The organism is Mycobacterium sp. E1715, assembly GCF_001667625.1.
Taxonomy (GTDB): Bacteria; Actinomycetota; Actinomycetes; order Mycobacteriales; family Mycobacteriaceae; genus Mycobacterium.
On record NZ_LZJJ01000551.1, the window covers coordinates 1 to 12,764 of the forward strand.

Below are 12,764 nucleotides of genomic sequence, written 5' to 3' on the forward strand. Positions count from 1 at the left end.
GCCGTGCTGTCGGCGAAGTCGAGCTTCTTGAGCGCGTCGATCGTCGCCTGGTGCTGCGGGGTGGGCGACACCAGCAGGTATGGCGTGCCGGCGAAGCCGACCAGGCCCAGGTTGATGCCCGGCGTGAGCTGACTGGCGAACTGGCCGGCCGCCTCCTCGGCGGCCTTGAGCCGGTTCGGCGGGACGTCGGTGGAGGCCATGGACTCCGAGACATCGATCACCAGCACCACGACAGCCCGGTTGAGCGGGATCCGGACGTCGGACGTCGGCCCGGCCATCGCGGTGGTCAGCAGCACCAGCGACGTGGCCAACAGGATCGTCGGCACGTGCCGCCAGCGGCTGGGGCGCGCCGGCGCGACCCGCTCCAGCACCTCCATGTTGGCGAACCGCAGGACGCGGCGGCGGCGGGCGAACTGCAGCACGACGTAGATGCCCAGGACCAGCAGAACGGCCAGCAGGAACAGGAAGAACCACGCGTTCTGAAAGCCGGTGACCGACACGGGGCCCAGCAGGGGCAACTTCATGTGCAGCCACACTATGCGCCCGGTAGGCCCCGTGCACTCTCCCGCGGGTCAGCCGGCGACGAGGTCGCGGCGCTGCGTGAACTTGATGTCCAGGCTGCGGAGATGGGTCTGCAGCCCGGCGTCCTGGATCGGGATCAGGTGTGCGGCCTGTCCGGTCTCGTTGTAGTGGGCGTGCCACATGCCCGGCGGCGTGGTGAAGGCGCAGCCGGCGCGCCAGTCCACCCGGGTGGGGTCGACGATGTCGCCGTGCTCGTCGAGGCGGGTGCCCAGCAGGGTGTAGCAGCCGCTGGCCGGCGCGTCGAGGATCAGGTCCAGGGCCACCGACTGGTGCCGGTGCGGGCGCTGCACCTGGTTCGGCGGCAGGACGCCGAACATCGCCCACAGCACGTGGGTGATGGTCAGCGTCTGCTCCTGGTTGGTGTTGGCCAGCAGCACGCTGACCCGGCTCTTCTCGTTGGCGCCCGGGCGTGACGCGATCTCCTCCAGCTTCGCGACGGCGTCCGAGCGGCGGAACTTGGTGGCGCGGAACCGCGGCCGGGTGGCGTCGGCGCCCAGGTAGCGCATCAGCGGCTCGTCGTGCACCCAGTACATGGCCGTGTCGGTGGCCGCGTAGAAGACCGAGTGGGTGCCGGCGGACAACGTCAGGAAGTCCCCCTTCTCCCACTGCACCAGTTGCCCGTTGACCGCGGCGAAGCCCCGCCCGTACAGCACGTAGTAAAGCTGCGAGGTGGCGTTGGGGCTCGTATCGACCTGCTCGCCCGGACGGATGCGCACGAAGTTGGCCAGCAGCGCGGGGCTGGTCGCGGCGCCGGTGTCGATGCCCAGCTCCTTGGACAGATCCAGCGGGATCACACCGGTCGGCTGATCGGTGTAGGTATCCGCATCGAACCGGGTAACCGGCACCTGCGGGACGTGGCCCGAGCCGATCGGGTTGGCGGCCTTCGAGTACTCGAAGTACTCCGCGTCGGAGGCCCAGTCCTGGAAACGACCTTCGAAGCCGTATTCGGCGACGTTGATCATCGGCGCCGGGATCGTCGGATCCAGGTTCGGGGTCACGGATTGTTCGGTGACGGGCATTTTCGCGGCTCCTTCGGCCTGCTCGCGGGCTTCTTCGATGCGTCTCATGTTTCTTTCGTATCTATCTTGTATCTCAGTTGTCGCCCTGTCAAGGGTTTCGGTGGTGTACCGTCACCACACTGCTGGGATACGACTTAGCTACCGGAAGGCTGGATGGCACCGATCGACCCGCGGCCGGCCACGGCCAAGGACCGCGCACTGGACTACGTCAAGACGCAGGTGCTCACCGGCGCGTTCCCGGGCGGGGAGCTGATCAGCGAGGGCGACGTCGCCACGGCGCTCGGAATGTCGCGCACGCCGGTGCGCGAGGCGTTCCTGCGGCTGGAGGCCGAGGGGCTGCTGCGGCTGTACCCGCAGCGGGGCGCCCTGGTCGTCCCGGTGTCCCCGGACGAGGTCCGGTCGGTGATGGAGGCCCGGCTGGTCCTGGAGCAGTTCGCGGCGACCAAGGTGGTCGGCCGCGGGACCGCCTCGTGCGCCGCGATTTTCGATCGGCTCTCCGGCGAGCTTCGGCGGCAGCGCGCCGCCGCCGACCGCTCCGATTGGCCCGACTTCCTCGATGCCGACCGCGCCTTCCACGCCATCACCCTGGCCGAATCGGGGAACGCCATTCTGGCGGGTTTCCACGCGTCGCTGCGGGACCGGCAGATGCGGATGATCGGCGAATCGGCGCTCCGCGATCCGGACCGGGTCACGACCATCATCGACGAGCACCGCGAGATCGCCGAGGCACTGCGCGACGGTGACGGCCCGCGAGCGTCGCGCGCGGTGCAGACCCACCTGGCCAGCACGGTGCGCGCCATCGGGCTGGCTTCCGATCTGATTTGAGCTCAGGCGAATTGTGTTAGAAGTCGCCTGATTCGGGGAAGTCCCGTCGAAGATGGTGCCCACCCCGGGCGCCGCTACGACAGGAGCTCGAAGTGATCACATCCATAATCCTCGCCCTCATCGTGGGCGCGATCATCGGTTTGGTCGCGCGCCTCGTGATGCCGGGCAAGCAGAACGTAGGCATGATCATGACGGTCGTGCTCGGCGCGGTCGGCGGCCTGATCGGCTCATGGGCCGCCAGCCAATTCGGTTACCACAACGCCAACGGCGGGGTGGCCTGGGTTCCGTTCTTCGTCGGGGTGGGCGCCGCCATCGTCCTGATCGCGCTGTACGAAGCGCTGACCGGTCGCCGCACCGGCACCCGGCTGACCCGTTAACCGGTCGGCCGAAAGCTGCGCCGCTCACCCGGATTTCGGGCGGGCGGCGTCAGCCTGCTATCAGCACCGCGTAGCGCGGCTTGATCACGTCGTCGATGATCGCCAGCCGCTCGTCGAAAGGAAGGAACGCCGACTTCATCGCGTTGATGGTGAACCGCTCGAGGTCGCTCCAGCCGTAGCCGAAAGCCTCGACCAAACGCCACATTTCGAGGCTCATCGTGGTATCGCTCATCAGGCGGTTGTCGGTGTTGACGGTCACCCGGAACCGGGTGCGGGCCAACAGGTCGAACGGGTGGTCCGCGATGCTCTTCACGGCGCCGGTCTGCACGTTGGAACTCGGGCACAGCTCCAACGGAATCCGCTTGTCCCGCAGGATGGCCGCCTGCTGGCCCAGCCGGACGCGACCGTCTTCTAGGACCTCGATGTCGTCGACGATACGCACCCCGTGGCCAAGGCGGTCGGCGCCGCAGAACGCGATCGCCTCGTGGATCGACGGCAGCCCGAAGGCCTCGCCCGCGTGAATGGTGAAGCGCGCGTTGTGGTCTCGCATGTACTCGAAGGCGTCCAGGTGCCGCGTCGGCGGGTTGCCCGCCTCGGCCCCGGCGATGTCGAACCCCACAACACCCTTGTCCCGGAACCGGATTGCCAGCTCGGCGATCTCCCGGGACACCGCGGCGTGCCGCATGGCGGTGACCAGCAGCCGCACCACGATCGGCCGGCCCGCGGCGGCGCAGGCCTGCTCGCCGTCGGCGAAACCGGCCAGCACGGCGTCCACGATCTCGTCGAACGACAGGCCCCGGTCGATGTGTAGTTCCGGCGCGAACCGGATCTCGGCGTACACCACCGAATCGGCGGCCAAATCTTCGACGCACTCGTAGGCGACACGATGCAGCGCGTCGGCCGTCTGCATGACCGCCACGGTGTGCGAGAAGGGCTCCAGGTAGCGCTCCAGCGAGCCGCTGTGCGACCGGGTGCGAAACCAGGTGGCCAGCTCGTCGACGTCGGTGGTGGGCAGCCCGTCGTAGCCGGTCTGGCCGGCGATTTCGACCACGGTCGACGGGCGCAGTCCCCCGTCGAGGTGATCGTGCAGCAGCGCCTTGGGCGCCCGCTTGATCTGCTCGAGGCCCAGCGGTGTTGTCACGTCAGGATCCGATCGATGACCAACGGCCGCGGATCGGGCGCCGAGTCGCCGACTCGGTAGCCGCCGTCCAATTCGGACAGCGCGGCGCCGAAGCGCTCCGGGGTGTCGGTATAGAGGGTGAACAGCGGCGCGCCGGGCGCCACGGGGTCGCCGGGGCGGCGATGGATCCGGATGCCGGCGCCGGCCTGCACCCGTTCGCCCGGACGGGATCTGCCCGCACCGAGCCGCCAAGCCGCCTGCCCCACTGCCATCGCGTCGATATCGCCCATTGTGCCGCCCCGCCCCGCGGCCACGGTCTCGGAATGCGCACCGATCGGCAACGGAACCGACAGATCCCCGCCCTGAGCCGCGACGAGCCGGCGGAATCGGTCCATCGCGGTGCCGTCGCGCAGCGTCGCGGCGGGGTCGCGGCCGTCGAGCCCGGCCAGCTCGAGCATCTCGCCGGCCAGGCGCACCGTCAGCTCGACCACGTCGGGCGGCCCGCCGCCGGCCAGCACGTCCAGCGCCTCGGCGACCTCGAGGGCGTTGCCGACGGTCGCGCCCAGCGGGGTGTTCATATCGGTCAGCAGCGCGCGGGTCGGCACGTCGTGCGCCGCGCCCAGCTCCACCATGGTGTGGGCCAGCTCGCGGCACCGGTCCGGAGAACGCAGCAGGGCTCCGGAGCCCACCTTCACGTCGAGCACCAGGGCGCCGGTCCCCTCGGCCAGCTTCTTGCTCATCACCGAGCTGGCGATCAGGGGCAGCGACTCGACGGTCGCGGTGACGTCGCGCAGCGCGTACAGCTTGGCGTCGGCCGGGGCCAGCTCGCCGGCGGCGAAGATGGCCGCGCCGACGTCGAGCAGTTGCGCGCGCACCCGCCGGTTGGACAGCACGGGGGTGAACCCGGCGATCGCCTCGAGCTTGTCCAGGGTGCCGCCGGTGTGCCCGAGCCCGCGCCCCGACGCCTGGGGCACTGCCGCACCGCAGGCGGCGACGACGGCCACCAGGGGCAGGGTGATCTTGTCCCCCACGCCGCCGGTGGAGTGCTTGTCGACGGTGGGCATCGGCAGGTCGCGGAAGTCCAGCCGCGGGCCGGAGGCCAGCATGGCCGCGGTCCAGCGGGCGGTCTCGCCGCGGTCCATGCCGCGCAGGAAGATCGCCATCAGCAGCGCCGACATCTGTTCCTCGGCCACCCGGCCGTGGGTGTAGGCGTCGACGACCCACGCGATGGCGGCATCGGACAGCCGGCCGCCGTCGCGCTTGGTTCGGATCACCGTCGGCGCGTCGAATGCGTGGTCGGTCAACGGGGTTCCCGCGGCAGGTCGGCGTCGAAGGCGTCGGGCAGCAGCTCGCCGAGGCGGCGGGGCCCGGCCGGGTGGTCGATCAGCAGCTCGGGGCCGCCGTGCTCGAGGAGCAGCTGGCGGCACCGCCCGCAGGGCATCAGCGCGGCCCCTCGGCCGTCGACGCAGGCCAGCGCGACCAGCCGGCCGCCACCCGTCGCGTGTAGGGCGGACACCACACCGCATTCGGCACAGAGACCAAGGCCATATGAGACGTTCTCCACATTGCAGCCGGTGACGACCCGCCCGTCGTCCACCAGCGCGGCCGCCCCCACCGGGAACCGCGAATAGGGCGCGTAGGCCCCCGCCGCGGCACCGATTGCCATGCGGCGCAGCGCTTTCCAATCGACATCAGGCATACCCGACCCCGCTCAGCTCTTGCCACCCAAGACTGTCACCCTAACCCTGACGGGCGAGTTCGCCCGGCGCACCGCTCGGCGCGGGTCGTCCCCGCGCGGGGTTAGGCTGAACTGGGTCGATGTCAGAAGGCGGTGAGGACTCCGGTGACCACACAGGCGACAACCGCGGATCCGGCGGCACAATCTGCACCCTCGCGCAGGCGGCGACCACCCCGCACCCTGTATCGGGGCGACCCGGGCATGTGGTCGTGGGTGCTGCACCGCATCAGCGGCGCGACGATCTTCTTCTTCCTGTTCGTCCACGTGCTGGACGCCGCGATGCTGCGGGTGAGCCCGCAGACCTACAACGCGGTGATCCACGACTACCAGACCCCGGTCGTCGGCCTGATGGAGTACGGGCTGGTGGCCGCCGTCCTCTTCCACGGGCTGAACGGGATCCGCGTCATCCTGATCGACTTCTGGTCGGAGGGCCCCCGCTACCAGAGGTTGATGTTCTGGATCGTCGGAATCGTCTTCCTGCTGCTGATGGTTCCGGCCGGTGTGGTGACGGGCATTCACATCTGGGAGCACCTGCGATGAGCTCCCCCGACCTGCAGCTGGGCCGCGGCCAGGTGGCCCCGGTCCGCCAGCGCAGCCACGACCGGCCGGCCAGCCTCGACAACCCGCGCTCGCCGCGGCGCCGCGCGGGCATCCCCAACTTCGAGAAGTTCGCCTGGCTGTTCATGCGGTTCTCCGGCGTCGCGCTGATCGTCCTGGCCGTCGGGCACCTGTTCATCATGCTGATGTGGGACAACGGCGTTTACCGCATCGACTTCAACTACGTGGCGCAGCGCTGGGCCTCGCCGTTCTGGCAGTTCTGGGATTTGGCGCTGCTGTGGCTGGCGCAGCTGCACGGCGGCAACGGCCTGCGCACCATCATCGACGACTACAGCCGCAGCGACCGCACCCGGTTCTGGCTGAACAGCCTGTTGCTGTTGTCGATGGGGTTCACGTTGGTGCTGGGCACCTACGTGCTGGTGACATTCGACCCGAATATCGGAGCGTGACGCCGTGATCCAGCAACACCGATACGACGTGGTGATCGTCGGCGCCGGCGGTGCCGGCATGCGCGCCGCGGTGGAGGCGGGTCCGCGCGTCCGGACCGCGGTGCTCACCAAGCTCTATCCCACCCGCAGCCACACCGGCGCCGCCCAGGGCGGGATGTGCGCGGCGCTGGCCAACGTCGAGGACGACAACTGGGAATGGCACACCTTCGACACCGTCAAGGGCGGCGACTATCTCGCCGACCAGGACGCGGTGGAGATCATGTGCAAGGAAGCCATCGACGCGGTGCTCGACCTGGAGAAGATGGGGATGCCGTTCAACCGCACCCCCGAAGGCCGCATCGACCAGCGCCGGTTCGGCGGGCACACCCGCGAACACGGCAAGGCCCCGGTGCGCCGGGCGTGCTACGCCGCCGACCGCACCGGCCACATGATCTTGCAGACCCTCTACCAGAACTGCGTCAAGCACGACGTGCAGTTCTTCAACGAGTTCTACGCCCTGGACCTGGTTCTGACGCAGACGCCGAGCGGCCCAGTCGCCACCGGCGTGGTGGCCTACGAGCTGGCCACCGGTGAGATCCACGTCTTCCACGCCAAGGCCGTGGTGCTGGCGACCGGCGGCTCGGGCCGGATGTACAAGACCACCTCCAACGCGCACACGCTCACCGGCGACGGCATCGGCATCGTGTTCCGCAAGGGACTTCCGTTGGAGGACATGGAGTTTCACCAGTTCCATCCCACCGGCCTGGCGGGGCTGGGCATCCTGATCTCCGAGGCGGTGCGCGGCGAGGGCGGGCGACTGCTCAACGGCGAGGGCGAGCGCTTCATGGAGCGCTACGCGCCGACCATCGTCGACCTGGCGCCCCGCGACATCGTCGCCCGCTCAATGGTTTTGGAGGTGCTGGAGGGCCGCGGCGCCGGCCCGCACAAGGACTACGTCTACATCGACGTGCGCCACCTCGGCGAGGACGTGCTCGAGGCCAAGCTGCCCGACATCACCGAGTTCGCCCGCACCTACCTGGGCGTCGACCCGGTGCACGAGCTGGTCCCCGTATACCCGACGTGTCACTACGTCATGGGCGGCATCCCCACCACCGTCACCGGACAGGTGTTGCGGGACAACACGTCCACGGTGCCGGGCCTGTACGCGGCCGGCGAGTGCGCGTGTGTGTCGGTGCACGGCGCCAACCGGCTGGGCACCAATTCGCTGTTGGACATCAACGTGTTCGGCCGTCGGGCCGGGATAGCCGCCGCGGACTACGCCGACGGGCACGACTTCGTCGACATGCCGCCCAACCCGGAGGCGATGGTCGTCGGCTGGGTCGGTGACATCTTGAGCGAGCACGGCAACGAGCGGGTGGCCGACATCCGCGGCGCGCTGCAGCAGTCGATGGACAACAACGCCGCCGTGTTCCGCACCGAGGAGACGCTCAAGCAGGCGCTGACCGACATCCACGCGCTCAAGGAGCGGTACTCGCGAATCACGGTGCACGACAAGGGAAAGCGGTTCAATAGCGACCTGCTGGAGGCCATCGAACTGGGCTTCCTGCTGGAGCTGGCCGAGGTCACCGTGGTCGGCGCGCTGAACCGCAAGGAGTCCCGCGGCGGGCACGCCCGGGAGGACTACCCGAACCGCGACGACGTGAACTACATGCGCCACACCATGGCCTACAAGCAGGGCAGCGACCTGCTGAGCGACATCGCGCTGGACTTCAAGCCCGTCGTGCAGACCCGCTACGAACCGAAGGAACGGAAGTACTGATGACCGACACGGTCGAGGCAGACATCGAGCGGGGACCCGAGCCGCCACTACCGCCGATCCCCGATGGCGCGGTCCTGGTGACCGTGAAGATCGCCCGGTTCAACCCCGACAACCCCGACGCCTTCGCGGAAACCGGTGGCTGGCAAAGCTTTCGGGTGCCCTGCCTGCCCAGCGACCGGCTGCTGAACCTGTTGATCTACATCAAGAGCTACCTGGACGGGACGCTCACCTTCCGGCGCTCCTGCGCCCACGGCGTGTGCGGTTCGGACGCCATGCGCATCAACGGCGTCAACCGGCTGGCCTGCAAGGTGCTGATGCGCGACCTGCTGCCCGAGAAGAAGGGCAAGCAACTCACCATCACGGTCGAACCGATCCGTGGGCTGCCGGTGGAAAAAGACCTGGTGGTCAACATGGAGCCGTTCTTCGACGCCTACCGCGCCGTCAAGCCCTACCTGGTCACCAGCGGCAATCCCCCTACGCGCGAACGCATTCAGAGCCCCACCGACCGCGCCCGCTACGACGACACCACCAAGTGCATCCTGTGCGCGGCCTGCACCACCAGTTGCCCGATCTTCTGGCATGAGGGCAGCTACTACGGCCCGGCGGCGATCGTCAACGCGCACCGGTTCATCTTCGACAGCCGCGACGAGGCCGCCGCCGAGCGCCTGGACATCCTCAACGAGGTCGACGGCGTGTGGCGCTGCCGCACCACGTTCAACTGCACCGAGGCCTGCCCGCGCGGCATCCAGATCACCAAGGCGATCCAAGAGGTCAAGCGCGCGCTGATGTTCACCCGCTGATCATCTGCGCGGGTCGCACAGCTCGTGATGATTGCTTCGGTTGCCGCCCAACCGCTTGGCCTCATACATCGCGGTGTCGGCGGCGGTGACCAACTCGGCCAGCAGCGATTGCGGTTCGGCTCCAGTGTCGTCGATCTGGGCGCAGGCGGTGCCGATGCTGGCCGTCACCCCCGCGGCCGACGCGGCGATGACCCGACACACCTGCGTGGCCAACGATTCGGCGTTGCAGGTCTTGGCGGTGCCGACCAGCAGGAATTCCTCACCGCCGCTGCGCGCCACCACCGCCTGGTCGTCGCAAGCGGCCAACAGGGCCTGGGCGACTTGAACGAGCGCCCGGTCCCCGGCGGCGTGACCGAGCCTGTCGTTGATCGCTTTGAAATGGTCGAGGTCGATCAGCATGACCACCAGGTGGGAGTCGATGCCCCGGCGCGCCACGATCATCCCGAGCGCCTCGTGCTGGAATGCGCGCCTGTTCAGCAGGCCGGTCAACGGATCCCGGTCGGCCTGCAGCAGATCTCCGGTCAAGGCGCGCATCAGGATCCGGATGGCCAGCGGTAGCGCGATGTTGACTTCGATCACCAGCCACAGATCCACCCCGGCGAGGCTGGGATGCCCGGATCTCGCGAGCGACAACGCCTCCCAGGATCCCACCGCGGCGGCCACCGCGAAGTTGTACAGCACCAATCCGGTGGTGTGAAAGAACGCCATGTAGGCGCCGAAGGTCGCAAAGGCGATGCAGCCGATCAGCGCGGCCAGCGGGTTCGGATGCGCGAGGCACGCCAGCGCGCTGGCGGTGTTGCACGTCAGGCCGAACGCGATGGACTGGCCGCGAGTCGGCCAGCGCCACGCCCACAGGAACACCCCCGCCACCCCGCCCGCGACGGCCACCCACATCATCGCCACCGGTACCGATCCGCGGGGACCGTCCGAGCCGGCCAGCAGGGCGATCAGGCACAACACCATCGATGCCGAAATGAACGCCATCACGGCCCGAGTGGCGCCGCTGAGGCCTCGCGAAGCGAGGTAGCCGGAGAGCCAGTCGTACTGATCGGCCCGCCGGCTAGACACCGCGGTCATCGTTGACTCGCAATCACACCACCGCTCATCGACGTCGAAAGGCTAGCCGCATGCTACGACTCTCCGGCGCCACGCGAGGCGCATTCCGTCCGTCACACTTTGGCGGCCCATCCCGTCTTCAGGGGTATGACACAGAGAACCCGCATCGAGCCCCTGTCCCCCCGGCGCGCCGGCCTGCTGACCCGCGCGATGTACCGGATCGCCAAGCGGCGCTACGGCCAGGTCCCCGAACCGTTCACCGTGACGGCCCACCACCGCAAGCTGATGGTCGCCGGCGCCGTGCACGAGACGATGATCGACCGGGCGTCCAAGGCGCTGCCGGTCGGCGTGCGTGAGCTGGCGGTGTTGTGGACCGCGCGCAGCATCGGCTGTTCGTGGTGCGTCGACTTCGGGTCCATGCTGCAGCGCCTCGACGGCCTGGACATCGAACGGCTCAAAGACATCGACAACTACGCCAGCTCACCACTTTTCACCGACGACGAGCGCGCCGCGATCCGCTATGCCGACGCGATGAGCACCGATCCGCACGCCGTCACCGACGAGCAGGTCGCCGACCTGCGCGCCCGGTTCGGCGATGCCGGCGTGATCGAGTTGACCTACCAGATCGGCGTGGAGAACATGCGGGCCCGGATGAACACCGCGCTGGGGATCACCGAGCAGGGCTTCAGTTCCGGCGACGCCTGCCGCGTGCCCTGGGCTGACGAAGTCGGGGGATAGCATCCCCGATCGCCGGAAACGGACGTCTCGATCGCTCGCCGGCAGCGGCGCGGACGTGATCGCCCCTCGCATGCAACGCCACCACGATCGAACGCGCGGCGGGCGCACCGGCATGCGTCGGGATGGTCGAGGCGACGGCTCGGACGCTGCGACGGCTCGACGTCCGCCGGGTCGGCCTGCTCGCGTCGAGCATCATGGTGTCGTCCGCGGCCTACGAGCGCGGCCTGGCCGAGGTGGGCATCACCGTCGTGGCGCCGGCCCCGTGCGATCAGGAGATCATCGACCGGTTCATCGAATCGCTTCGGCGGTCCCGGACTCCGATCCCCGTCCCGGGGCAATTCCTCCGGGCGATCGCCGCGATCGGCGACGACGTGGACGCGCTGCTGCTGGACTGCAATGAGCTCTTCGGTGTCGTCGACGCCGAGATGGCCGGCAAGCCCGTCGTCGACAGCGTGACCGCGCTGGTCGAGGAATCCGCACGCTTGTTGGTGAATCCGGTCGCCCCCACCCCCGCGGTGACCGACATTGAATCCATTGCCGCTAAACGCCCGTCCCACCGCTGGTCGCTATCGCGTTGGCGGCCACGCCGGCCGCAGCCCAGCGCCGGCGAACTCGTTCGCCTCGGCGATATCCCCTAGGGCGCAAGTCTTTTCGTTGCACACGCCGATCGCGAAAATCACATCGGCGTGTCTTGACGCCGGTCGTCGCCGACGGCGGCCTCAGCAACCGCCGCCGTCCGGTCGGTGCGACATTGAAGGCATCAGCGCCCACCGCAACGTTGTTCGCGCGCGAAAAGAGCGGCGGGTGAATCTTTTCGCAGAGATCCGAAAACCGCTCGAACGTCGTGATATACAGCGATTACTCCTGGGCTCGTCGCTAGTCACTACGGGATCGGCCACGGCGGACCGGGGGCCGGCTTGCCGGCGCATACAGGTTGCGGAACTGGTGCGAAGCCAAACGGAGGGGTATGAAGTCACCCTTGGACTGGTCGCTGATCGACTTCCCGGCGCAGGCGCTGATCGCGGTCTCGGTGGTCGGCCTCGTGGTCGCGCTGCTGTGGCGGCGCGAGCGCCGGTGGTGGCTACGGGCGGTGCCGCTGTGCGTGGCTATCGCGGCGGCGGTCGCGGCAGCCTGCTATTTCATAGTGAACTACCGCTGGCATCCCTACCCCGACATCATCCCGTGGACTCTGTTCGCGTGGGGCGGGCTCGCCGCCCTGGTGTCGTGCCTGTCGGCCGTCAGGATGCGTCGGTCCGGCTGGCCGGCACGCGCGCTGATGGTGCTGGGCGTGCTGTGGTCGGTGGTCGTGATCGCCGCGCAGGCCAACATCCACTACGCGGCGTTCACCACCGCACGCAAGCTGGTCAACCCGCTGCTGCACCCAGTCGGCGACCTGTCCTCGGTCACGCCGAGCCAGGCCAGCGCGGTGCGCGCCTCGGCGGGCGGCACCCTCGAACAGCTGTGGCAGCCGCCGGCGAACATGCCCACGGACGGCAAGGTGGTGAAGGCGTCGATTCCGGCTTCGGGAGGGTTCACCCCGCGTGAGGCGCTGATCTACCTGCCCCCGGCATACCTGGCGACGCCGCGGCCCGAATTGCCGGTGCTCGTGGTCATTCCCGGCGACCCGGGGGCGCCGCGCGACTGGATCGACAAGGTGCACATCGACGACGCGCTCGGCCAGTTCGCCGCGCAGCACAAGGGGCTGGCCCCGGTGGTGGTGATGGCCGACCAACAGGGCGTCGC

General features: G+C 68.9%; 13 protein-coding genes and 2 pseudogenes. 9 read left to right on the top strand and 6 right to left on the bottom strand.

The window, feature by feature from the left end; all coding sequences use genetic code 11:
• Window positions 1-524 (bottom strand): VWA domain-containing protein (locus A9X03_RS26735; protein WP_156746692.1); only part of this gene is annotated, 524 nt, incomplete at its 3' end.
• Between the two features lie 48 nt (window positions 525-572).
• Window positions 573-1,601 carry a cupin gene (locus A9X03_RS26740; RefSeq protein ID WP_068263854.1) on the bottom strand — a complete coding sequence of 343 codons (1,029 nt, stop codon included), beginning with the start codon at window positions 1,599-1,601 and terminating at the stop codon, window positions 573-575.
• A gap of 153 nt (window positions 1,602-1,754) precedes the next feature.
• Between A9X03_RS26740 and A9X03_RS26745 the strand changes: the two genes are divergently transcribed.
• Entirely contained in the window at window positions 1,755-2,426 is a 672-nt protein-coding gene (locus A9X03_RS26745; protein WP_067752013.1) for a GntR family transcriptional regulator, read from the top strand.
• A 92-nt stretch (window positions 2,427-2,518) separates the two neighbouring features.
• Window positions 2,519-2,803: a GlsB/YeaQ/YmgE family stress response membrane protein gene (locus A9X03_RS26750; protein WP_067752016.1), complete on the top strand. Its 285-nt coding sequence runs from the start codon at window positions 2,519-2,521 to the stop codon at window positions 2,801-2,803.
• Between the two features lie 49 nt (window positions 2,804-2,852).
• Here the strand turns inward: A9X03_RS26750 and A9X03_RS26755 are convergent, their stop codons facing one another.
• Genes A9X03_RS26755 through A9X03_RS26765 form a run of 3 tightly spaced genes read right to left on the bottom strand, consistent with a single transcriptional unit; the run spans window position 2,853 to window position 5,622 of the window.
• Window positions 2,853-3,944, bottom strand: a complete 1,092-nt coding sequence (locus A9X03_RS26755) for an adenosine deaminase (protein WP_067752019.1) — start codon at window positions 3,942-3,944, stop codon at window positions 2,853-2,855.
• Window positions 3,941-5,227: a thymidine phosphorylase gene (locus A9X03_RS26760; RefSeq protein WP_067752022.1), complete on the bottom strand. Its 1,287-nt coding sequence runs from the start codon at window positions 5,225-5,227 to the stop codon at window positions 3,941-3,943. Before A9X03_RS26760 ends, A9X03_RS26755 begins: the two co-directional genes overlap by 4 nt.
• Entirely contained in the window at window positions 5,224-5,622 is a 399-nt protein-coding gene (locus A9X03_RS26765; RefSeq protein WP_067752025.1) for a cytidine deaminase, read from the bottom strand. The genes A9X03_RS26760 and A9X03_RS26765 overlap by 4 nt, the downstream gene beginning before the upstream one ends.
• Before the next feature lie 240 nt (window positions 5,623-5,862).
• On the opposite strand from A9X03_RS26765, the gene sdhC reads away from it, so the two are divergent.
• Genes sdhC through A9X03_RS26785 form a run of 4 tightly spaced genes read left to right on the top strand, consistent with a single transcriptional unit; the run spans window position 5,863 to window position 9,227 of the window.
• Window positions 5,863-6,201 (top strand): succinate dehydrogenase, cytochrome b556 subunit, encoded by a 339-nt coding sequence (sdhC, locus tag A9X03_RS26770; RefSeq protein ID WP_067889595.1) that lies wholly within the window; start codon window positions 5,863-5,865, stop codon window positions 6,199-6,201.
• The gene (locus A9X03_RS26775) at window positions 6,198-6,668 is read left to right on the top strand and encodes a succinate dehydrogenase hydrophobic membrane anchor subunit (protein ID WP_055402940.1); all 471 of its coding nucleotides are present in this window, start codon (window positions 6,198-6,200) and stop codon (window positions 6,666-6,668) included. Before sdhC ends, A9X03_RS26775 begins: the two co-directional genes overlap by 4 nt.
• Before the next feature lie 4 nt (window positions 6,669-6,672).
• Window positions 6,673-8,427, top strand: coding sequence for a succinate dehydrogenase flavoprotein subunit (gene sdhA / locus A9X03_RS26780; protein WP_067752031.1), 1,755 nt, complete (start codon window positions 6,673-6,675; stop codon window positions 8,425-8,427).
• A complete protein-coding gene (locus A9X03_RS26785; RefSeq protein WP_067752035.1) occupies window positions 8,427-9,227 on the top strand; it encodes a succinate dehydrogenase iron-sulfur subunit in 801 nt (266 codons plus the stop codon). The genes sdhA and A9X03_RS26785 overlap by 1 nt, the downstream gene beginning before the upstream one ends.
• On the opposite strand, the gene A9X03_RS26790 is transcribed toward A9X03_RS26785, so the two are convergent.
• Entirely contained in the window at window positions 9,228-10,304 is a 1,077-nt protein-coding gene (locus tag A9X03_RS26790; protein ID WP_067783896.1) for a diguanylate cyclase, read from the bottom strand.
• 92 nt (window positions 10,305-10,396) lie between these two features.
• Here A9X03_RS26790 and A9X03_RS26795 point away from each other — a divergent pair.
• The 3 genes and pseudogenes from A9X03_RS26795 to A9X03_RS26805 form a co-directional block, all read left to right on the top strand.
• Window positions 10,397-11,021 (top strand): annotated as a pseudogene (locus A9X03_RS26795) (carboxymuconolactone decarboxylase family protein); the annotation flags it as partial.
• Between the two features lie 86 nt (window positions 11,022-11,107).
• A complete protein-coding gene (locus tag A9X03_RS26800) occupies window positions 11,108-11,659 on the top strand; it encodes an aspartate/glutamate racemase family protein (protein ID WP_255369236.1) in 552 nt (183 codons plus the stop codon).
• 329 nt (window positions 11,660-11,988) lie between these two features.
• A pseudogene (locus tag A9X03_RS26805) lies at window positions 11,989-12,764 on the top strand (esterase); the annotation flags it as partial.